We start from the raw sequence: 20,936 nt of genomic DNA on the forward strand, positions 1-20,936 counted from the left end.
GCATGGGCGCAGCATCGGTCCGGTCGGCGGACACCGACATCGTCGTGCGACGACTGGGTTCGGTTGACTATCTCGGGGCGTGGCAGATGCAGCGCGAGCTGGCCGACGCCCGGGTGGCCGGCGGCCCCGACACCCTGCTGCTGCTCGAACATCCCCCGGTCTTCACGGCGGGCAGGCGGACCGAGCCGCACGAGCGCCCGGTGGCCTCCGACGTCCCCGTCGTCGACACCGACCGTGGCGGGAAGATCACCTGGCACGGTCCCGGTCAGTTGGTCGGCTACCCGATCATCGGCCTGGCTCAGCCACTGGACGTGGTGAAGTTCGTCCGCCGGCTGGAGGATGCGCTGATCGCGGTGTGCGCGAGCTTCGGGCTGGCGACGGGTCGCGTCGAGGGCCGGTCGGGTGTCTGGGTTCCCGGCGACGACCGCCGACCGGCCCGCAAGATCGCCGCCATCGGCATCCGGGTGGCGCGCGCGACGACCCTGCACGGCTTCGCGGTCAACTGTGATTCCGACCTCTCCGCGTTCACCTCGATCGTGCCGTGCGGCATCTCCGATGCAGGTGTCACGTCCTTGACGGCCGAACTCGGCCGCCGGATCACCGTCGACGAGGTCGCCGACGTCGTGGCCGTGGCGGTGCCCGACTCCCTCGACGGCCGACCAGCGCTAGCATTGTCGAAGTGACCGTCGAACCGTCCGAGATCTCCCAGCTGCCCGTTTCCTCGACCGGCCGCAAGCTGCTGCGCCTCGAGGTACGCAACGCCGAGACTCCCATCGAGCGCAAGCCGCCGTGGATCAAGACCAAGCTGAAGATGGGCCCCGAATACAAGGAACTCAAGGCCCTGGTCAAGCGCGAGGGCTTGCACACCGTTTGCGAAGAGGCCGGCTGCCCCAACATCTACGAGTGCTGGGAAGACCGCGAGGCGACGTTCCTCATCGGCGGCGAGCAGTGCACGCGGCGATGTGACTTCTGCCAGATCGACACCGGCAAGCCGTCGGAGTTGGACCGTGACGAGCCCCGCCGCGTCGCCGAGAGCGTGCAGGCGATGGGCCTTCGGTACTCGACCGTCACCGGCGTCGCGCGCGACGACCTGCCCGACGGCGGGGCGTGGCTGTACGCCGAGACGGTGCGCCAGATCAAGGCACTCAACCCGAACACCGGCGTCGAACTGCTCATCCCCGACTTCAACGCGATCCCCGAACAGCTCGAGACGGTGTTCGAGACGCGGCCAGAAGTGTTGGCGCACAACGTCGAGACCGTCCCGCGCATCTTCAAGCGCATCCGCCCGGCGTTCCGCTACGACCGCAGCCTCTCGGTGATCACCTCGGCGCGGGACTACGGCTTGGTCACCAAGAGCAACCTGATCCTCGGCATGGGTGAGACCCCCGAGGAGGTGCGGACGGCGTTGGTCGACCTGCACGAGGCGGGCTGCGACATCATCACCATCACCCAGTACCTGCGGCCGACGGCTCGCCATCATCCGGTGGAGCGGTGGGTCAAGCCCGAGGAGTTCGTCGAGCACGGCAAGTTCGCCGAGGAGCTTGGTTTCCCCGGTGTTCTGGCCGGTCCGTTGGTGCGGTCGTCCTACCGGGCTGGCAAGTTGTACGCGCAGGCGGCGCAACTGCGGACGAATAACGCACCACCCGTATCCTGATCCGATGGCGAAGACCCGCAAGCCCGTTGTCGACAAGGCCGCCAAGGCCGAGGCGAAGGCTGCCCGCAAGGCCGCATCCAAGGAGCGCCGCAGTCAGCTCTGGCAGGCGTTCCAGATTCAGCGCAAGGAGGACACCCGACTCCTGCCGTACATGATCGGCGCGTTCGTGCTGATCGTGGCGATCGCGGTGGTCATCGGCGTCGTCGTCGGCAACGTGTTCACCTACGTGACGCTGATCCCGCTGGGCATCGTGCTCGGCCTGCTGGTGGCGTTCATCATCTTCGGGCGTCGTGCGCAGAAGTCGGTGTACCGCAAGGCCGAGGGCCAGACTGGCGCGGCCGCCTGGGCCTTGGACAACCTGCGGGGCAAGTGGCGCGTCACCCCCGGTGTCGCGGCGACCGGACACTTCGACGCGGTGCACCGCGTGATCGGCCGGCCGGGCGTGATCTTCGTCGGCGAGGGTTCGGCGACGCGCGTCAAGCCGCTGCTGGCGCAGGAGAAGAAGAAGACCGCCCGGCTCATCGGCGACATCCCGATCTACGACTTCGTCGTCGGCAACGGCGAGGGCGAGGTGCCGCTGTCCAAGCTGGAGCGCCACCTCACCAAGCTGCCCGCCAACATCACGGCCAAGCAGATGGACTCGCTGGAGTCGCGGCTGGCAGCGCTGGGTTCCCGGATGGGACCGGCCGCCATGCCGAAGGGTCCGTTGCCTCCCGGTGCGAAGATGCGCGGCGTGCAGCGCACCGTCCGTCGCAAGTAGGGCAATTCGGCCCCGATTTCCGGGTCACCAGATAATCTCCCCACTGCGCCCGTCCGCTGGACGGGCTCCAAATGGCGTTCCGGCCATGGACTTTGACGCCTTTGGGGGGCTTCGATGTGTACTGCATGCCAGTGGGCGCCACACTTCGCGTCGTTCGGCGCCGCGCGGGCGACCCGACGGACGGTGCTCACCGTGGCGGCCGTGGCCGCGGCGACGACGGCGATGACGGCGTGCTCGCCGAGCGGGGAGTCGGCCTCGTCCAGTGGCACCCCGGCGGCCGAACCGAGCGCAGGCAAGCCCGCCGACTTCGTCTTCCGCAACGGCCCGATCTACACCGTCACCGGCGCCGACCCGTGGGCCAAGGGCCTCGCGGTCACGGGCAACACAATCACCCACGTCGGCGACGAGGCGGGGGCGATGGCTCAGGTCGGCGAGGGAACCCGGGTGGTCGACCTCGACGGGCGGTTGCTCATGCCCGGCTTCGTCGAGGCTCACATCCATCCGTTCATGGGCGCCTTTCTGACCTCGGGGCTCGACCTGCAGCTGCCGACGGGTGCCGATGCGCTCGCCGCGATCGAGGCGTACGCCAAGGCGAATCCGGACGGTCCGGTCCGCGGATTTGGTTGGCGCGTGGACATGTTCGGGCCCGAGGGGCCCACGCGCGCGGACCTGGACCGGATCCTTCCGGACCGTCCCGCGTTCTTCTTCGCCATCGACGGCCACAGCCTCTGGGTCAACTCGAAGGCGCTGCAGATCGCCGGGGTCGACCGCAAGACCCCCGATCCCATCCCCGGCTTCAGCTACTACGCCCGTGACGCCAACGGTGACCCCACCGGGTACGTCCTCGAGGTCGTCGCCGTGCTGAGCATCGTCAACGCGGTCGAACCCATCTCCCCCGAGACCATGGCCACGCTGCTGGCGTCGTGGACGCCGAAGGCGGCCGAGGCGGGCATCACGTCGGTGTTCGACGCCGGGGTGCCGCCGATCGGCGAGGACCAGGGGGCGATCCTCGAGCTGTACGTCGACGCCGAGAAACGCGGCGAGCTGCCGTTCCGCGTCGTGGCGTCCTATGCGATCAAGGGACCGCCGGTCGACGACACGGTGGCCAAGATGACCGAGCTGCGCAATCGCATCTCCACCGATCTGGTGCACGCCACGGTGGTGAAGATCGTCGGCGACGGCACCCAAGGCGGCTACACCGCCTGGCTGGTCGAGCCCTACGCCGACAACCCCGACAGCACCGGCGGGTCGCCCTTCACCGAGGAGCAGTGGCACCAGGTGGTGCGCGACGTCGACGCCGCGGGCTTCGACCTGCACGTGCACGCCTGCGGCGAACGCACCGCCCGCGTCGCACTGGACGCCATCGCCGAGGCGATCAAGGCCAACCCGTCGCGCGAGCGCCGCCACGCCGTGGCGCATCTGGTCTACGTCGAGGACTCCGACAATCCGCGGTTCGGCGAACTCGGCGTCATCGCGCAGTTCTCCGCGAACTGGATGTCGGCCGATCCGGACACCGTGACGAACATGGGCGCCAGGTACGGCTCCCCGCGCAAGGACCTGCTCTACCGGCCCCAGGAGGTGCTCAAGTCGGGCGGCCGCATTTCACTGGGCACGGATTGGCCTGCGGCAGGTTACTTCTCGACGTACAAGCCGTTGGAGTCGATCCAGATCGGCGTCACCCGGCAACTCATCGGGCAGCCGGACTCACCGGTGTTGGAACCCGTCGACCAGCGGTTGTCGGTGGCTGAGGCGGTGCACGCCAACACGCTCGGGGCGGCTCATCAGATCCGGCTCGACGACAAGGTCGGCTCACTCGAGACCGGCAAGCTGGCCGACCTCATCGTGCTGGACGAGAACATTCTGACCGTCGAGCCACACGACATTCACCGGGCGAAGGTCACGATGACGATGATGAACGGTCAGATCCGCCACGAGGTCTAGCGCCTGACGATGGCGGTTCCCGTCAACCGGTCCTGGAAGCCGCGGCCGTCGGCGTCGGTGAACAGGGCGGGAATCACCAGTGCGACGAGCAGCACGCGGATCGTGGAGCGGCCGATGCCGACGTGCTGCCGGTGGTCGACCGAGACCACCTGAAGCCCCAGCGCCAGTTGGCCGGGGGTGAAGCTGAACAGGCGTACCGACACCGCGCCGAGCACCAGCCAGATCACTTCCAGGACGAGTGCACGGTGATCGGCCAGCGTGCCGCTGCGGTCCACCGAACCCACCAGCGACGTGAGACCCATCGCGATCAGCCAGTCGAGGGTGACGGCCAAGACCCGTCGCCCCGTGCCGACGAGTGAGCCCGGCCCGGACTGGGGCAGGCCAAGGCGTTGGCCGGCGAAGTCGTTGGGTCCCTGGCTGGCGTCGCCAGCTTCGGACGGTGGCGGGCCGGAGAGCCAGGAACCGAAGGTGCGGGCCATCAAACCAGCATAGGGTGAGCGTCCGGCACCACCACTGCGTAACGTCGGCGCAACATGCCTTTGACCGCCGCGCAATATGGTGTCCTTAGCGTCGAACGGCGGATCACCAGTCAAAGGAGAATTCTCAGTGCCAGAAAAGACTGCAGACGACATCTTCAAGCTGATCAAGGACGAGAACGTCGAGTACGTCGACATTCGCTTCTGCGATCTGCCGGGCGTCGTCCAGCACTTCTCGATCCCCGCGTCGGCGTTCGACGCCAGCGTGTTCGAGGACGGTTTGGCGTTCGACGGCTCGTCCGTGCGGGGCTTCCAGTCCATCCACGAGTCCGACATGATGCTCCTGCCGGATCCCAACACCGCGCGCATCGACCCGTTCCGGCACGCCAAGACGCTCAACTTGAGCTTCTTCGTGCACGACCCGTTCACCCGTGAGGCCTACTCGCGCGACCCGCGCAACGTGGCTCGCAAGGCGGAGAACTACCTCACCAGCACCGGCATCGCCGACACCTGCTTCTTCGGTGCCGAGGCCGAGTTCTACATCTTCGACTCGGTGACCTTCGACTCGAAGATCAACGGCACCTCCTACGAGGTCGACTCCGAGTCGGGCTGGTGGAACACCGGCGAGCCCTTCGAAGCCGACGGCAGCCCCAACCTGGGCTACAAGGTCCGGCCCAAGGGCGGGTACTTCCCCGTCGCGCCCTACGACCACTACGTCGACCTGCGCGACGAAATGGCCACCAACCTGCAGAACGCCGGGTTCATCCTGGAGCGCGGCCACCACGAGGTGGGCACCGCCGGCCAGGCCGAGATCAACTACAAGTTCGACACCCTGCTGGCCGCCGCCGACGACGTGAACCTGTTCAAGTACATCATCAAGAACACGGCGTGGAAGAACGGCAAGACCGTCACCTTCATGCCCAAGCCGCTGTTCGGTGACAACGGTTCCGGCATGCACGCCCACCAGTCGCTGTGGAAGGACGGCAAGCCGCTGTTCCACGACGAGTCGGGCTACGCGGGTCTGTCGGACCTGGCGCGTCACTACATCGGCGGCATCCTGCACCACGCGCCGTCGCTGCTGGCGTTCACCAACCCCACGGTGAACTCCTACAAGCGTCTGGTGCCCGGTTACGAGGCTCCGATCAACCTGGTCTACAGCCAGCGCAACCGTTCGGCGTGCGTCCGCATCCCGATCACGGGCAACAACCCGAAGGCCAAGCGCCTCGAATTCCGTTGCCCGGACAGCTCGGGCAACCCGTACCTGGCGTTCGCGGCGATGCTGATGGCAGGCATCGACGGCATCAAGAAGAAGATCGAGCCGTTGGCGCCCGTCGACAAGGACCTCTACGAGCTTCCTCCCGAGGAGGCCGCGAACATTCCTCAGGCCCCGACGTCGCTGTCCGCGGTGATCGACCGTCTCGAGGAAGACCACGACTACCTCACCGAGGGTGGCGTGTTCACCGAGGACCTCATCGAGACGTGGATCTCCTACAAGCGCGAGAACGAGATCATGCCGATCCAGATCCGGCCGCACCCGTACGAGTTCGCGCTCTATTACGACGTGTGATCGGCTCGCCGATGTGACGTGTAATCGGCTCGCCTAGTCAGCAAACGAAGCCGGGCGGAGTTCACTCCGCCCGGCTTCGTCGTGTCGGCGCGAGGTACGACTATGCGGACCGAAGTCCGGATAGTAGAGTCACCGCCATGCTGACGAATCTTGACGCCAGACTGTCCCCCCACGCCCCCGCCGTATTGAGCATCTTCCGCGTGGTCTTCGCGCTGCTGTTCCTGTGCCACGCCACCTCTCACCTCTTCGGCTGGCCGATGGCCGAACAGCAGGCCCCCGTCGGTCTCTGGCCGTACTGGTACGCCGGTGTCATCGAGCTGGTGACCGGCGTCCTCATCGGACTCGGCTTGTTCACCCGTATCGCGGCCTTCTTCGCGTCGGGCACCATGGCCTTCGCATACTTCACCCAGCACCTGCCGAAGAGCGTCATCCCGCTGGTCGACGGTGGCGAGCCTGCGGTCCTCTACTGCTTCGCGTTCTTCCTGCTGGTGTTCACCGGCGGCGGCGCGTGGGCCATCGACGCTCGGCGCCGCACGGGCGCAGTGTCCGCGACCCGCACCCGGAGCTGACCTAGAGGCCGGTCACCGGTCCAGCTCCAAGTCCTTGCGGAAGCGCTTCATCCCGTCGATCTTCTCCGCCGTGGTGGCCTCCGGGCCCGAATAGAACATCCACGGCTGGGTCAGGATGTGGGTGATTCCGGCGGCTTCGGCACGGTCGTAGTCCGCGATGCTCACCGCATCGACGAGCGGGGTCAGGATGGTGAAATCCTCCATCCCGAGCCCGTTTTCGGCGCGTAGTTCGCGCAGCCGTCGGGCACTCGCGATGGCGCGGTCGGTGGTGATCAGATCACCGATCCAGCCGTCGTTGCGAGCCGCCCGACGGAGCGCGACGTCGCTCAGTCCCCCGACGTAGATCGGAATGGGCGGCGGCGTCGGCTCCATCTCCAGGCGCGGCGTCTGATAGAACTCCCCGTCGAATTCGGCCCATCCTGGCTGCCACAGCGCACGAAGCAATTCGAGCATCTCGTCGGTGCGCTTGCCCCGCCGGTCGAAGCGCTGGCCCATCAACGCGAACTCTTCGGAACACCACCCGACGCCGATGCCGAACTCCACCCGACCATTGGCCAAATGTGCCGCCGTTCCAACGGCTTTCGCCACGGAGTACGGGTCACGCATGCCAGGGATGTACACAGTCGTGACGAAGTGCAGCCGCTCGGTGACCAAGGCCAGCGCCCCGATCAGCACCCACGGGTCCGGCCAGTCGGTGAACGGCGGCCAGCGGCGTTCCCCGTCCTTGGTGTACGGGTAGGGCGTTGCCAGCTTCTCCAGGTTGACCACGTGGTCGGGGATCCCGAAGCCGTCGTAGCCGAGATCGTCTGCCGCCTTTGCCAATTCGACGACTTCACGGGTTGGCAGGAACGCAGGGCTGACGTAGAACTTCACCGCGTACACACCCCCGGGTCGCTGCGCTCCTGCCCTCCGGTATCCCTCGCCCAGGCCGGCATGATGAACACCCCGTCGGCCTCCACCGTCCACCCGTTGGCGTCGCCGAGATACCCGCGCGCAAAGGTCTTGATGCCCTCGGTCCTCTCGACGAACGCCTCGGCGCGCACCGCACCGAGTGGGGTGCCACGCAGATAGCGCAAGGTGATGGTGCCGGTGAACAACGGTTTGGTCAGGCCGTCGCTGGCCACCTCTCCGAGGAGGTGGTCGAGCACCAGCGCGCAGATGCCGCCGTGCACCAGTCCCGGTGGCCCCTCGTAGGCCAACCCGAGGTCGAACTCGGACCAGCACCGGCCCCCGTCCTCGTGGTGGATGTTCATCGGCGGCGCGATCGCATTGCGAAGGCCCACCGCAGGATTCGCCCACGCGAGGGGCCGTCCGGTGTCGGCGTGCCGCAGCGTCGACGTGGTGGCGCGCTGGGTGCCGCGCAGCCGGGCCGTGACCGCCTCGATGGCGGCCCTGGCCTCGTGGGCGGTGTCGTCGTCGACGTCAGTGCGAATGCCCGCGTCGATCAGTTCGCGGATGGCGTGGGTCAGCGCACCGTGCACCACCTGCTGACGCTCGTACTCCTCGGCGGTGACGACGTCGAACGGAAAGTCCGCGCTCATTCTCCGAAGACCCGTCGCACGACCGACTTCGCGCGTCGGGTCACCCGCAGATAGTTGTCGAGGAACTCGCTGCCGTCGCTGTTGTCCCACCCGGCCGCGACGGCCACCGCGTTGAGCTGGCGGCCCGGCCCGGGGAGCTGGTCGGTTGGCTTGCCGCGCACCAACACCAGCGCGTTGCGCGCCTTCGTCGCGGTCAACCAGGCCTGCCGTAGGACGTCGACGTCGCCCTCGGCGATCAGTTCGGCGGCGCCGATGGCGTTGAGGGTGTCCAGCGTCGACGTGCTGTGCAGTGACTCGATTTCGTGGCCGTAGCGAAGTTGCAGAAGCTGGACGGTCCACTCGACGTCGGCGAGCCCACCGCGGCCCAGCTTGGTGTGCGTGTTCGGGTCGGCGCCGCGAGGCAGGCGTTCGGCGTCGATGCGCGCCTTCACCCGCCGAATCTCTTGCACCGCTTCGGCGGACACCCCGCCGGATGGATAACGGGTCTTGTCGGCCATCAGCAGGAAGCGGTACCCGAGGTCCTCGTCGCCCGCGACGCGGTGCGCCCGCAGCAGGGCCTGCACCTCCCAGGTCTGGGCGAACCGCGCGTAGTACGCCTCGTAGGACGCGAGAGTGCGCACCAGCGGCCCGCTACGACCCTCGGGTCGCAGGTTGGTGTCGACCTCGAGCGGCGGGTCGGCGCTCGGCGTGCCCAGCAGTGCGCGAACCTGTTCGGCGATGGTGACCGACCACTTCACCGCAACGGATTCCTCTGCGCCGCCCGATGGTTCGCACACGAACATGACGTCGGCGTCGGACCCGTAGCTCAGTTCCCCACCGCCGAGCCTGCCCATGCCGATCACGGCGATCTTGGCGGGTGGGCCGTCCTTCGGCGAGTTGGCGCGGGTGACGACGTCCAACGCGGCCTGCAGCACCGCAACCCACACCGACGTCAGCCCCCGGCACACCTCGGTGACCTCGAGCATGCCGAGCAGGTCCGCCGACGCCAGCCGGGCCAGTTCTTGGCGTCGCAGCGTTCTCGCCGCGGCGATCGCACGCAACGGGTCGGTGTGCCTGCTAGCCGACGCGACGAGCGCGTGGGCCAGGCTCTCCGGTTCGACCTCGAGCAGCTTGGGTCCCGACGGGCCGTCGGCGTACTGGCGGATCACCTCGGGTGCCCGCATCAGGAGTTCTGGCACGAACGCCGACGTGCCGAGCACGTGCATCAGCCGCTTGGCCACAGCACCCTCGTCGCGCAGTGAGGCGAGAAACCATCGCTGCTCGGCCATTTCGTCGCTGAGTCTGCGGTAGGCCAGCAGTCCGGCGTCCGGGTCCGGCGCGTCGGACAGCCAATCGAGCAGCGTCGGCAGCAGCACCTGCTGCACCCGCCCGCGTCTGCCGGTGCTGCCGGTCAGCGCGGCCAGGTGGGTCAGCGCGCTCTGCGGACCCTCGTATCCCAATGCGGCGAGCTGACGTTCGGCCGCCTCGGGCGACATGCTGGGCAAGAGTCCGACGGCGTTGCCTTCGACGGACTCCAGCAGAGGTTGGTAGAAGAGCTTGGCGTGAAGGCGCGACACCCGCAGACTTTGGCGCTTGAGTTCCTCGCGCAGCACGCCGAGCGAGTCGTGCTGACCGTCGGGGCGCATGTGCGCGGCGCGGGCCAGCCATCGCATCGCCTCTTCGTCACCGGCTTCGGGGAGCATGTGGGTGCGCTTGAGTCGCTGCAGTTGCAGGCGGTGCTCGAGGAGCCGCAGGAACTCATAGGAGGCAGTCATGTTCGCGGCGTCGTCACGGCCGACGTAGCCGCCGTCCCCCAGCGCCGCGAGGGCGTCGACGGTCGACGCCACGTGCAGCGATTCGTCGTTGCGGCCGTGGACCAACTGCAACAGCTGGACGGCGAATTCGACGTCGCGCAGACCGCCGGTGCCGAGCTTGATCTCACGGGACCTGACGCCGGCGGGCACGAGCTGTTCGACGCGGCGGCGCATCTTCTGCACCTCGGAGACGAAGTCCTCCCGCTCGCAGGCCGCCCACACCATCGACATCAGCGCCGTGACGTACTGCTCGCCGAGTTCGGCGTCCCCCACGGCGGGGCGGGCCTTGAGCAGAGCCTGGAATTCCCAGGTCTTGGCCCACCGCTCGTAGTACGCCACATGGGATTCCAGTGTGCGAACCAGCTCGCCGCTCTTGCCCTCGGGCCGCAGCCCGGCGTCGACTTCGAAGAACGCCTCGCCGGCGAATCGCATCATCTCGCCGGCCACCCTCGCGGTGATGGCGTCCGCCTTCTCGCAGACGAAGATGACGTCGACGTCGCTGACGTAGTTCAGTTCGCGCGCACCGCACTTGCCCATCGCGATGACGGCCAGTCGCGGTGGGGTGTCGTCCTTGCACACGGTCCTGTTCGCGATGACGAGCGCCGCCGCCAGCGCCGCGTCGGCGAGGTCGGCCAGGTGCTCCCCCACCGTCGGGAACGGCAGCACGGGTTCGTTCTCGACGGTCGGGGCCAGGTCGAGCGCCGCAAGCACCAGAATCCGGTCGCGGTAGAGCACCCGCAAATCGTTTGTCTCCGAAGTGTTCTCGGCCATCTCGGTGAAGATGCGGCGCAGCTCGGTCGCGCTCGGCAGCGTGATCTGGCCCGACAGCAGGTGCCACGAGGTCGGTTGCGCGACGAGGTGGTCACCGAGCGCCAGGGACGAACCGAGCACGCCGAACAGCCGGCCGCGTAGCCCGCGGTCCTTCACGAGGGCGCGGTTGAGTTCGTCCCAACCGTCCTCGAGTGCGTCCGCGAGACGCACCATCGTCCTCAGCGCGGTGTCGGCGTCGGGGGCACGCGACAGCGACCACAGCAGCTCTACGTAGTCGTCGGTGGTCCAGCCCAGCCGATCGAGGTCCGCACGCGCCGGAGGTTCGACCAATCCGAGTCTGCCGACGCTGGGCAGCGTCGGGCGCTGCGTCGCGGGTTTTGCCACCCCATCAAGGTAACGCAGGGGGTTTCGGCCACGGCACTGGCGACGGCACTACAGGGACAGGTAGGCCTTCAGTTCGTACGGCGTCACGTTGCTGCGGTAGTTCTCCCACTCGGCGCGCTTGTTGCGCAGGAAGAAGTCGAAGACGTGCTCGCCGAGCGCTTCGGCGACCAGCTCGGAATTCTCCATCTCCCCGAGGGCGACGCCGAGGCTGCCCGGCAGCTCCTTGTAGCCCATGGCGCGGCGTTCTTCCGGAGTCAGATTCCAGACGTTGTCCTCGGCTTGCGGCCCGAGTACGTAGTTCTTCTCGACGCCGCGCAACCCCGCGGCCAGCAGCACGGCGAACGCAAGGTAGGGGTTGCAGGCCGAGTCGGGACTGCGCACCTCGATGCGCCGGGAGGACGCCTTGCGGGGCGTGTACATCGGCACCCGGACGAGCGCCGACCGGTTGGCCGCACCCCACGAGGCCGCGGTGGGGGCTTCGCCGCCGTGCACCAGGCGCTTGTAGGAGTTGACCCACTGATTGGTGACGGCGCTGATCTCGCTGGCGTGTTCGAGGATGCCGGCGATGAACGACTTGCCGATGTCCGAGAGCTGCAGCGGGTCGTCGGGGGTGTGAAAGGCGTTGGCGTCACCCTCGAACAGGCTCATGTGGGTGTGCATCGCCGAGCCGGGATATTCGGAGAACGGCTTGGGCATGAACGTCGCCCGGACGCCCTCGGTGAGGGCGACCTCCTTCACGACGTAGCGGAACGTCATCACGTTGTCCGCCATCGACAACGCGTCGGCGTACCGCAGGTCGATCTCTTGCTGGCCGGGCGCGCCCTCGTGATGGCTGAACTCCACCGAGATACCCATCGACTCCAGCGCGTCGATCGCGTGCCTGCGGAAGTTGGGGGCCGAGTCGTGCACCGCCTGGTCGAAGTAGCCGCCGTTGTCGGCGGGAACCGGCTCGGAGCCGTCGTACGGACCGGGCTGCAGAAGGAAGAACTCGATCTCCGGGTGTACGTAGCAGGAGAAGCCGAGCTCGCTGGCCTTGGCCAGTTGCCTGCGCAGCACGTGCCGCGAGTCCGCCCAGGAGGGCGACCCGTCGGGCATGGTGATGTCGCAGAACATGCGGGCGGAGTGGTGCTTGCCTGCGCTGGTGGTCCAGGGAAGCACCTGGAACGTCGACGGATCCGGGCGGGCGACGGTGTCGGATTCCGACACGCGCGCGAAGCCTTCGATCGACGAGCCGTCGAAGCCGATGCCCTCTTCGAAGGCGCCCTCCAGCTCGGCAGGCGCGATCGCCACGGACTTGAGGTATCCGAGCACGTCGGTGAACCACAGCCGCACGAATCGGATGTCACGCTCCTCGAGCGTCCGGAGCACGAATTCCTTCTGCCGATCCATGTGCGAAGCGTAGGCACCCGCTGTTAATTCCGTGTTACATGCCTGCTGCATATGGTGCGCAGCTACCCAACAAGAGGGCCGGCTAGCACTGAAGGTTCGGCGGAGGGGGGCTCGCGGTGACCAGGAAGCTGACGACGGCGGAGTCGACGCAGGCGTCGCCGTTGAAGACGACCGTGTGTTGGGTTCCGTTGAAGGTGATCAGCGACGCGTCCATTTCGCGGGCCAAGTCCACTCCGGCCTGGTACGGCGTCGCCGGGTCGTGGGTCGTCGACACGACGACGACCTTGCCGGGGCCGGGCGACGACGCCGCGTGGGGCGCCGACGTCGGGGGCACCGGCCACATGGCGCAGGCGTCCCTGGGAGCCAGCCCGGTGAACTCGCCGTAGGCCATGAACGGCGCGGCGGCCCGCGCCTGCCGGTCGGCTTCGGCCCATACGGCGGGGTCGGTCGGATACGGCGAGTCGACGCATCTGATCGCCAAGAACGCGTCCTGCTGGTTGGTGTAGTGCCCTGTGGTGTCGCGCTCTTGATAGTCGTCGGCGAGCAGCAACAGGTCACCGGCGTCGGTGCCACGCTGCAGGCCGAGCAGCCCACTGGTCAGGAACTTCCAGTAGCGCTGGGTGTAGAGCGCGTTGACCGTGCCGGTGATGGCGTCCTGATAGCCGAGCCCCCGCGGGTCCGACGTCGGACCTGGCTGTTGCACCAACGGGTCGACCAGTTGGTGGTAGCGCGCGACGAACTGCGTCGGGTCTTGGCCGAGCGGGCAGTCGACGGACCGCGCGCAATCGGCGGCGTAGTCGTCGAACGCCGTCTGGAAGCCGGCGAGCTGCCGGACGTTCTCGGCGACGGGATCGGCGTCCGGGTCGACTGCGCCGTCGAGGACCATGGTGCGCACGCGGTCATCGAACAGTTCGGCGTATCTGGCGCCGAGTTCGGTTCCGTACGAGTAGCCGAGGTAGTTGATCTGGTTCTCTCCCAGTGCCGCTCGGACGACGTCCATGTCGCGCACGGTGGAGGCGGTGCCGACATTGGCGAGGAAGTCCTGGCCGGTGCGGGCGACGCACTCTTGGGCGATCTGCTGATAGATCTGCTCGATGCGGGCCACCCCGGCGGGGCTGTAGTCGGTGAGGGCTTCGCGGCGGTAGGCGTCGAAGTCGGCGTCGCTGCGGCACTGTACCTGCGGGGTGGAGCGCCCGACGCCGCGTGGATCGAAGCCGACCAGGTCGAAGCGGCGGGTGACGTCGTTGTCGCCGACGCTGCCTGCCATCGCCGCGACGGCGTCGACTGCAGACGCCCCGGGTCCGCCGGGGTTGACCATCAACGCGCCGATCCGGTCCCCGGTGGCAGGCACCCGGATGACCGCCAACTGTGCTTGCGGCCCTTCGGGTTTCGCGTAGTCGACGGGCACGCTGACAGTGCCGCACTGCGCGGTCGGCAGCGCGGCGGCGGACCCGAGGAAGCTTGCGCAGCTCCCCCAGACCGGGGGCTGCCCGTATTGAAGTTCGGGCGAAACCTCGGGGAACGCCGTTGCCACCGGACCGAGCACCGTCGACGCCACCACGATGGCGGGCAGTGCCGCGATCAGCCTGCCCACCAACCACATGGCGAACATCGTTGCACGCAAAGGTGTTCGGTGGCCGAGTGGGGCTCGGCCAGACACTACTCGGCAACCGGACGGTGATCCGACGGTGACCTGGGCGTCAGCAGGTCGAGTTGGGCGGCGGCACCACGACGTCGACGAGGTACTTGGCGGCGATGTCGTCGACGCACTTGTCACCCTGGAACACGACGGTGTGCTGGGTGCCGTCGAACGTCAGCAGCGTGCCGCCGAGTTGCTTGGCGAGGTCCACGCCCGCCTGATACGGCGTCGCGGGGTCGTTGGTCGTCGACACCACCAGGACGGGAGGCAGACCCGCGACGGAGATTCGGTGTGGCTTGGACGTGGCGGGCACCGGCCAGAAGGCGCACGTGCCAAGCGGCGCGTTTCCGGTGAACTGCCCGTAGCTCATGAACGGGGCAACCTCACGGACGCGGCGATCCTCGTCGACGACGGTCTTGCGGTCGGTGATCGGCGGCTCGTCGACGCAGTTGACCGCGACCCGGACGTCGGTCGAATTGTTGTAGCGCCCGTCCTCGTCGCGACCCATGTAGAGGTCGGCGAGCTTGAGCATGGTGTCACCGGAGCCGTTCTTCAGCTCGGAGAGTGCCTGGGTGAGGTGGCGCCAGAGATTCGGCGAGTAGAGCGGAAGGATGGTGCCGACGATGGCGTCGCTGTAGCTGAGCCCGCGCGGGTCCCTGGTCTTGGCCGGGTCCTTCACCAAGGGCTCGACCATGCTCTTGTAGACGTCGACCGCCTTGGCGGGGTCTGTTCCGAGCGGGCAGTTCGGGCTCTTGCCACAGTCGGCGGCGTAGTCGTTGAACGCGGTCTGGAAGGCGGCGGCCTGACGGATGTCGGCCTCCACCGGGTCGGCGTTGGGGTCGACCGCGCCGTCGAGGATCATCGCGCGAACGTTCTGCGGGTAGGCCTCCGCGTACGCCGACCCGATGCGGGTGCCATAGGAGTAGCCAAGGTAGGTCAGCTTCTGGTCACCGAGCGCCGCCCGCATGGCGTCGAGATCCTTTATCACGCTTGTCGTTCCGACGTTGGCGAGGAATTCGTTGCCCATCTTCTCGACGCAGCGCGCGACGAAGTCCTTGGTCTCGGATTCGATGTGGGCGACACCTTCTGGGGTGTAGTCGACCTGGTCGTCGGCGCGTTGCCTGTCGTTGTCGGCATCTGAGTTGCACCACACCGCCGGCGTCGACGCGCCGACTCCGCGGGGATCGAAGCCGACGAGGTCGAAGCGTTCACGAATGGAGGGAGGCATCGCGCCAACCAAGGAGGCCGCCGCTCCGACACCCGACTCGCCGGGCCCGCCGGGATTGATGATGAGTGAACCGATCTTGTCCCCGGTCGCCTTGAAGCGGATCATCGCCAGGCGCGCCACGTCACCGTCGGGCTTCGTGTAATCGACCGGTACCGAGAGCTTTCCGCATTCGGCGCCCGCCGGGATGCGGACGTCCGACGCCGCGACGTCACATTGCGACCAGTCGATCGGGGTGCCCGGCCTCGGCGTGGCGATGACGCCACGTCCGTCGACCACCGTGCTGCAGCCGGCCACCAGCAACACCACTAGGACGGCCGCGAGGACCCCGCGTCTGAGGTTCATGGCTGTCATGCTGCCATGACGCGTCGTCGGCCCAGTTGAGGGTGTTACCGAGTGGCGTCCAACAACTCCTTGAGCGCCACCTCGAAGTCGTCGGCCATGTCCCACAGATCGGGAAGCAGTTCGGGGCAGGAAATCAGGCCGACGTCGAGTGTGCCGTTCAGCGACATCACGGTGATGTTGAGCCCCGATCCGTGGAAGATCGGTCCCAGCGGATACATGGCGTTGACCTGTGCACCCAGGAAGTACAGCGGCACCTGTGGTCCCGGCACGTTGGACACCACCAGGTTGTGCACCGGCACCGCACTCGTCAGCCGACTCGAGGCGTAGACGCGCATCGCGACGCCGAACACCGCGGGCGCCGCGAACTGCGACCAGTCCTGCAGCAGCGTCGCCCCGATTGCCGCACTATGTTGTTTGGCAACGGAGTTCGCGCCGGCGATCGCCCGCAGCCGCTCACCCGCGTCGTCCATGTCGGTGTACAGGCTGGCGAACATGCCGGAGACCTGGTTGCGGCCGGGGCGGTCCGACTTGTCGTGCACCGACACCGGGACCATCGCCACCAACGTGCTGTCGGGAAGTTCGTCACGGTCGAGCAGGAACCGCCGCAACACCCCGGCCACCAACGCCATCACGACGTCGTTGACCTTGACGCCGAAGTGGTTCTTGACGGTCTTGACGTCCTCGAGGTCGAGTTGGGCGAACGCGACGTTGCGGCGTCCGGTGACCGTCGCGTTGAACCGGGTCTTGGGCGCCGCAAAGGGTGCCGCCATCGTCAGACCGTTGCGTGCCCGACGGACCGTGTCGACCACGGTCGACAGCGTCGCGGGCACCACGTTGGCCAGGCTCAACGGCCGGGTGGCGAACTTGAATGCGCCGCTGACGGCGATCTCGAGGTCCGTTCCGCCACCCACGCCCTTGACGGGCTCGGGTGCGGGTGCGTCGGCTTCGGTGGTGCACAGCTGCGACATCAGGTTGGCCCCGGTGACGCCGTCGACGCTGGCGTGATGCACCTTGGTGAGGATGGCGAGCCGGCCGCCGTCGTGCGGATCGGTGCCCGCCACGTTCTCGATGATCCACATCTCCCACAGTGGCTTGCTGCGGTCCAGGGTCAGCGAGGCGATGTGCCCGCAGATCTCACCCAATTCGACCCGTCCGCCAGGTGCCGGAAGCCCGATGCGGTGCAGGTGCCGGTCGACGTCGAAGTCCTTGTCCTCCACCCGCACCGGATGGTCGAGGTTGAACCGGTTGTCGGCGAGCTTCTCCCGGAACTCGGGCATGGCCTTGATGCGCAGGTTCAGGGCGTCGCGCATGCGGTCGAAGCTGTAGCCGCCGGGAATGGTCGACGTGTCGATCTCCAGGATCGAGCACACGTGTAGTGGCTGTGCGGCGGTTTCGAGGTAGAGGAAGCTGGCGTCGAGTCCGCTGAGCCGTTGCATGTCGCTGATGTTAGGCCCGCTAGCGGTTCGGGTGTGAGGAACTGCACTCGATCGACGGTTCACCTTCTCCGGTCGGGGTGACACACTTGCTGTGTCAGATGACCCGGGGACCCGGATGGGCCTCGAGGAATGAATCGACGAGATTGAGGACGACGATGTCTGAAATGACGGTTTACGGTGCTGCCACCGATTCTCCAGTTGCGCGTACTTCGGCCGAATCGGCCGCTCCGCAAGCTCCGCGGACCAAAGTCCGCACTCACCACCTGTTGAAGTGGAAGTCCGAGGGCCACAAGTGGGCCATGCTGACGGCCTACGACTACTCCACCGCGCGCATCTTCGACGAGGCCGAGATCCCCGTCTTGCTGGTCGGCGATTCAGCGGCGAACGTGGTCTACGGCTACGACACCACGGTGCCCGTCACGGCCGACGAATTGATCCCCCTGGTGCGCGGCGTGGTGCGGGGCGCCCCGCACGCGCTGGTGGTGGCCGATCTTCCGTTCGGCAGCTACGAGGCCGGTCCGCAGCAGGCCTTGGCCACCGCGACGCGCTTCATGAAGGAAACCGGTGCTGCCGCGGTGAAGCTCGAAGGCGGCGAGCGGGTCGCCGAGCAGATCGCGACCCTGACGCAGGCCGGCATACCGGTGGTGGCGCACATCGGGTTCACGCCTCAGAGCGTCAACGGACTCGGCGGTTTCCGCGTCCAGGGCCGGGGTGACGCCGCCGAGCAGACCGTCCACGACGCCATCGCCGTCGCCGAGGCGGGAGCGATAGCCGTCGTGCTGGAAATGGTTCCCGCCGAGTTGGCCACCCAGATCACCGGCAAGCTGACCATTCCGACGATCGGTATCGGCGCGGGGCCGAACTGCGATTCCCAGGTCCTCGTCTGGCAGGACATGGCCGGGATGACGGCGGGCCGCACCGCGAAGTTCGTCAAGCAGTTCGGTGCCGTCGGTGACGAATTGCGCCGCGCGGCAACGCAATACGCCGCCGACGTGGCGACCGGAGCGTTCCCGGCCGAGGAGCACTCCTTCTAGCTAGGCGAAGTCGGGCCTGCGCTTGCCGAGGAACGCGGCGACGCCTTCCTTGCCGTCGGCCGAATCGGCGCATTCGGAGATCAACCGCGCTTCGCGGGCCACCTGGTCTTCGAAGCTCTCCGCGTAGGCCGTCAGCAGCAGCTCTTTGACTGCGGCGTTGGAATTCCTTGCCCCAGAAGCGGTTCGGGCGGCAAGCTCGTCGAGCGCGGCGGGCAGTTCGGCGTCGGGGACGACGGTGGTGACCAGCCCCCACTGCGCCGCCTCGGCGGAGGTGAGCACGCGGTTGGTGATCATCAGTTCCTGGGTCTTGCGGAGTCCGATCAGGCGGGGCAGCAGGTAGGACGAGCCGCCGTCCGGGCTGAGGCCGGCCTTCGTGTAGGCCATCGTGAACGACGCCGACTCGGCTGCCAGCACCAGGTCGCCGGACACCGCGAGTGGGAAGCCCGCGCCTGCGGCGACACCGTTGACCGCCGTGATCAACACCGCGTCCATCCTGGCGAAGGTCGACATCGCGCGGTGCAGGTCCTCGGCCATGCCGTTGACGTACGCTCCGGGGCTGTCGGCGGAGGCGACTGCCTTGAGATCGCCTCCCGCACAGAAGAACCTGCCTTCACCGGTGAGTGTGACCACCTTGGCGGTGTCGTCGTCGCAGAGTGCGGCGACCTCGGCGAGCTCGCGGGTCAGCGTGGCGTTCATGCCGTTCGCGGCCTCGGGTCGAGCCAGAACGATGCTGATCACGGGTCCGGACCGGGCGAACTTCAGCGTTTCGAATTCGGGCATGGCGAGACGTTATCGCACCCGTCGACGGGGGCTGGGGCTCGTGCGGCCGTTCGTTCACCTTGATGTGGCAACCTGTTCACCAACGTCATAATCGAGCCGAAGGTGAAGATGCCAGCCCAAAAGCGCAAACCGTCGCGCCACACGGAGGTCGAACGCAAGTTTGCGGTCACCCCAGCCACCGTGTCTCCGTCGTTCGGCGGGCTGTCCACCGTGGCGACGGTGGAACGCTCCCCCGTTCAGCAGCTCGACGCCGTCTACTACGACACCCCGGATCAGGATCTGGCCAGGCATCGGATCACGTTGCGCCGCCGCACCGGTGGCCCCGACGCGGGCTGGCATCTGAAGCTTCCCGCAGGTGCGGACGCGAGGACCGAGGTCCGCACCCCGCTCGACGATTCGGGCGCCCCCGACGACACGGTGCCCGACGAGTTGCGCGACGTCGTGCTGGCGATCGTGCGGGACCGGCCGATTCGCCCGGTCGCGCGAATCTCGACCAGCCGGACCGTCGACGTGTTGTACGGGCCGGAGGGTCAGGCGCTGGCCGAGTTCTGCGACGACAGCGTCCGGGCATCGGCGGAGGGCGACGACGAGCCCCAGGAGTGGCGGGAGTGGGAACTCGAACTCCTGGGCGACGCCGGTTCCGACGGCGGCGCGGCGTTGCTCGACCGACTGGCCAATCGACTGTTCGACGCGGGCGCCGAACCCGCCGGGCACGGCTCGAAGCTGGCGAAGGTGCTGCGCACTCCCGCGGCCGAGTCGGTGCCGCGTTCCGATGATCCGGTGCACCGCGCCGTGGCCGAGCAGGTCGAGCAACTTCTGGTGTGGGACAGGGCAGTTCGAGCCGACGCCTGGGACTCCGTTCACCAGATGCGGGTGACCACGCGCAAGATCCGCAGCCTGCTGCGCGCCTCCGAGGAGTCGTTCGGCATCGCCGACGATTCCTGGCTGCTCGAGGAGCTTCGGGTGTTGGCCGGAATCCTCGGGGGCGCCCGCGACGCAGAGGTGCTGGCCGAGAAGTACGAGACCGTGCTCGAGGAGTTGCCCGCCGAGCTCATTCGGGGACCGGTCCGGGAACGGCTCGTCGAGGGTGCGAAACGGCGGTATCGCGCCGGCTGGAAGCGGTCGTTGGTGGCGATGCGCTCGGAGCGCTACTTCCGGCTGCTCGACGGTCTCGAGGCGCTGCTCACCGCGGAGCCGGTGCCGACGCAGAGCGGTGCGGCGCACGAGCCGGTCACCGTCGCCGCGGCCTATCGCAAGCTTCGCAAGTCCGCGAAGAAGGCCGAGGCCGCCGCCGCGGACGAGACGGTCTCCCCCGAGGACGCCGACGAGGCGCTGCACGCGATCCGCAAACGCGCCAAGCAGCTTCGCTACACGGCGTCGGCTCTCGGTGAGGACGAGGTGGCCGACAAGGCCAAGTCGATCCAGTCGCTGCTCGGGGATCACCAGGACAGCGTCGTCAGTCGCACGCACTTGTCCGAGGAGGCGGTGACGGCGCACCAAGCGGGCGAGGACACCTTCACCTACGGCGTGCTGTTCCAGCTCGAGTCGGAGATCGCCCGGCGGGCCGAGGAGCAGCTCGACGCGGCGCTCACCCAGCTCAAGAAGGCGGCGCGCGCCGCCGGCTAGGGGCGA

At 67.7% G+C, this 20,936-nt stretch carries 17 protein-coding genes; 8 read left to right on the forward strand and 9 right to left on the reverse strand.

Annotated elements, in window-relative coordinates; genetic code table 11:
- The first annotated feature begins 2 nt into the window (after positions 1–2).
- The 4 genes from lipB (at position 3) to ASD37_RS17620 (ending at position 4,355) form a co-directional block, all read left to right on the forward strand.
- Positions 3–683 (forward strand): lipoyl(octanoyl) transferase LipB, encoded by a 681-nt coding sequence (gene lipB, locus ASD37_RS17605; RefSeq protein ID WP_056553981.1) that lies wholly within the window; start codon positions 3–5, stop codon positions 681–683.
- On the forward strand, positions 680–1,654 hold the full coding sequence (gene lipA, locus ASD37_RS17610; protein WP_056553984.1) for a lipoyl synthase: 975 nt from the start codon (positions 680–682) through the stop codon (positions 1,652–1,654). The genes lipB and lipA overlap by 4 nt, the downstream gene beginning before the upstream one ends.
- 4 nt (positions 1,655–1,658) lie before the next feature.
- Positions 1,659–2,414, forward strand: coding sequence for a DUF4191 domain-containing protein (locus tag ASD37_RS17615; protein ID WP_056553987.1), 756 nt, complete (start codon positions 1,659–1,661; stop codon positions 2,412–2,414).
- Between the two features lie 114 nt (positions 2,415–2,528).
- Complete coding sequence (locus tag ASD37_RS17620) at positions 2,529–4,355, forward strand: amidohydrolase (protein WP_200959923.1); 1,827 nt, start codon at positions 2,529–2,531, stop codon at positions 4,353–4,355.
- Here ASD37_RS17620 and ASD37_RS17625 read toward each other — a convergent pair.
- Positions 4,352–4,834: an RDD family protein gene (locus ASD37_RS17625; protein ID WP_056553992.1), complete on the reverse strand. Its 483-nt coding sequence runs from the start codon at positions 4,832–4,834 to the stop codon at positions 4,352–4,354. The genes ASD37_RS17620 and ASD37_RS17625 overlap by 4 nt on opposite strands.
- 127 nt (positions 4,835–4,961) lie before the next feature.
- Here ASD37_RS17625 and glnA (ASD37_RS17630) point away from each other — a divergent pair, with 127 nt between their 5' ends.
- Complete coding sequence (gene glnA, locus ASD37_RS17630) at positions 4,962–6,398, forward strand: type I glutamate--ammonia ligase (RefSeq protein ID WP_056553995.1); 1,437 nt, start codon at positions 4,962–4,964, stop codon at positions 6,396–6,398.
- 137 nt (positions 6,399–6,535) lie between these two features.
- Entirely contained in the window at positions 6,536–6,967 is a 432-nt protein-coding gene (locus ASD37_RS17635) for a DoxX family protein (protein ID WP_056553997.1), read from the forward strand.
- Between the two features lie 12 nt (positions 6,968–6,979).
- Here the strand turns inward: ASD37_RS17635 and ASD37_RS17640 are convergent, their stop codons facing one another.
- The 7 genes from ASD37_RS17640 to ASD37_RS17670 form a co-directional block, all read right to left on the reverse strand.
- Entirely contained in the window at positions 6,980–7,840 is an 861-nt protein-coding gene (locus tag ASD37_RS17640) for a TIGR03619 family F420-dependent LLM class oxidoreductase (protein WP_056555342.1), read from the reverse strand.
- Positions 7,837–8,508 (reverse strand): PaaI family thioesterase, encoded by a 672-nt coding sequence (locus ASD37_RS17645; RefSeq protein ID WP_056554000.1) that lies wholly within the window; start codon positions 8,506–8,508, stop codon positions 7,837–7,839. The genes ASD37_RS17640 and ASD37_RS17645 overlap by 4 nt, the downstream gene beginning before the upstream one ends.
- Positions 8,505–11,456 carry a bifunctional [glutamine synthetase] adenylyltransferase/[glutamine synthetase]-adenylyl-L-tyrosine phosphorylase gene (locus ASD37_RS17650; protein ID WP_056554003.1) on the reverse strand — a complete coding sequence of 984 codons (2,952 nt, stop codon included), beginning with the start codon at positions 11,454–11,456 and terminating at the stop codon, positions 8,505–8,507. The genes ASD37_RS17645 and ASD37_RS17650 overlap by 4 nt, the downstream gene beginning before the upstream one ends.
- 48 nt (positions 11,457–11,504) lie before the next feature.
- Positions 11,505–12,845, reverse strand: coding sequence for a type I glutamate--ammonia ligase (gene glnA, locus ASD37_RS17655; protein WP_056554007.1), 1,341 nt, complete (start codon positions 12,843–12,845; stop codon positions 11,505–11,507).
- Between the two features lie 82 nt (positions 12,846–12,927).
- A complete protein-coding gene (locus ASD37_RS17660; RefSeq protein WP_056554010.1) occupies positions 12,928–14,457 on the reverse strand; it encodes an alpha/beta hydrolase in 1,530 nt (509 codons plus the stop codon).
- A gap of 88 nt (positions 14,458–14,545) precedes the next feature.
- Entirely contained in the window at positions 14,546–16,054 is a 1,509-nt protein-coding gene (locus ASD37_RS17665) for an alpha/beta hydrolase (protein WP_056554012.1), read from the reverse strand.
- A gap of 44 nt (positions 16,055–16,098) precedes the next feature.
- On the reverse strand, positions 16,099–17,490 hold the full coding sequence (locus ASD37_RS17670) for a wax ester/triacylglycerol synthase family O-acyltransferase (RefSeq protein ID WP_056554014.1): 1,392 nt from the start codon (positions 17,488–17,490) through the stop codon (positions 16,099–16,101).
- Positions 17,491–17,645: 155 nt separating this feature from the next.
- Here ASD37_RS17670 and panB point away from each other — a divergent pair, with 155 nt between their 5' ends.
- The gene (gene panB / locus ASD37_RS17675) at positions 17,646–18,524 is read left to right on the forward strand and encodes a 3-methyl-2-oxobutanoate hydroxymethyltransferase (protein WP_056554017.1); all 879 of its coding nucleotides are present in this window, start codon (positions 17,646–17,648) and stop codon (positions 18,522–18,524) included.
- On the opposite strand, the gene ASD37_RS17680 is transcribed toward panB, so the two are convergent.
- Entirely contained in the window at positions 18,525–19,304 is a 780-nt protein-coding gene (locus tag ASD37_RS17680) for an enoyl-CoA hydratase/isomerase family protein (RefSeq protein ID WP_056554020.1), read from the reverse strand.
- 108 nt (positions 19,305–19,412) lie between these two features.
- Between ASD37_RS17680 and ASD37_RS17685 the strand changes: the two genes are divergently transcribed.
- Positions 19,413–20,930, forward strand: a complete 1,518-nt coding sequence (locus ASD37_RS17685; protein ID WP_056555344.1) for a CYTH and CHAD domain-containing protein — start codon at positions 19,413–19,415, stop codon at positions 20,928–20,930.
- The last annotated feature ends 6 nt before the right edge of the window (positions 20,931–20,936 follow it).

The organism is Mycobacterium sp. Root135 (assembly GCF_001426545.1).
Classification (GTDB): domain Bacteria; phylum Actinomycetota; class Actinomycetes; order Mycobacteriales; family Mycobacteriaceae; genus Mycobacterium.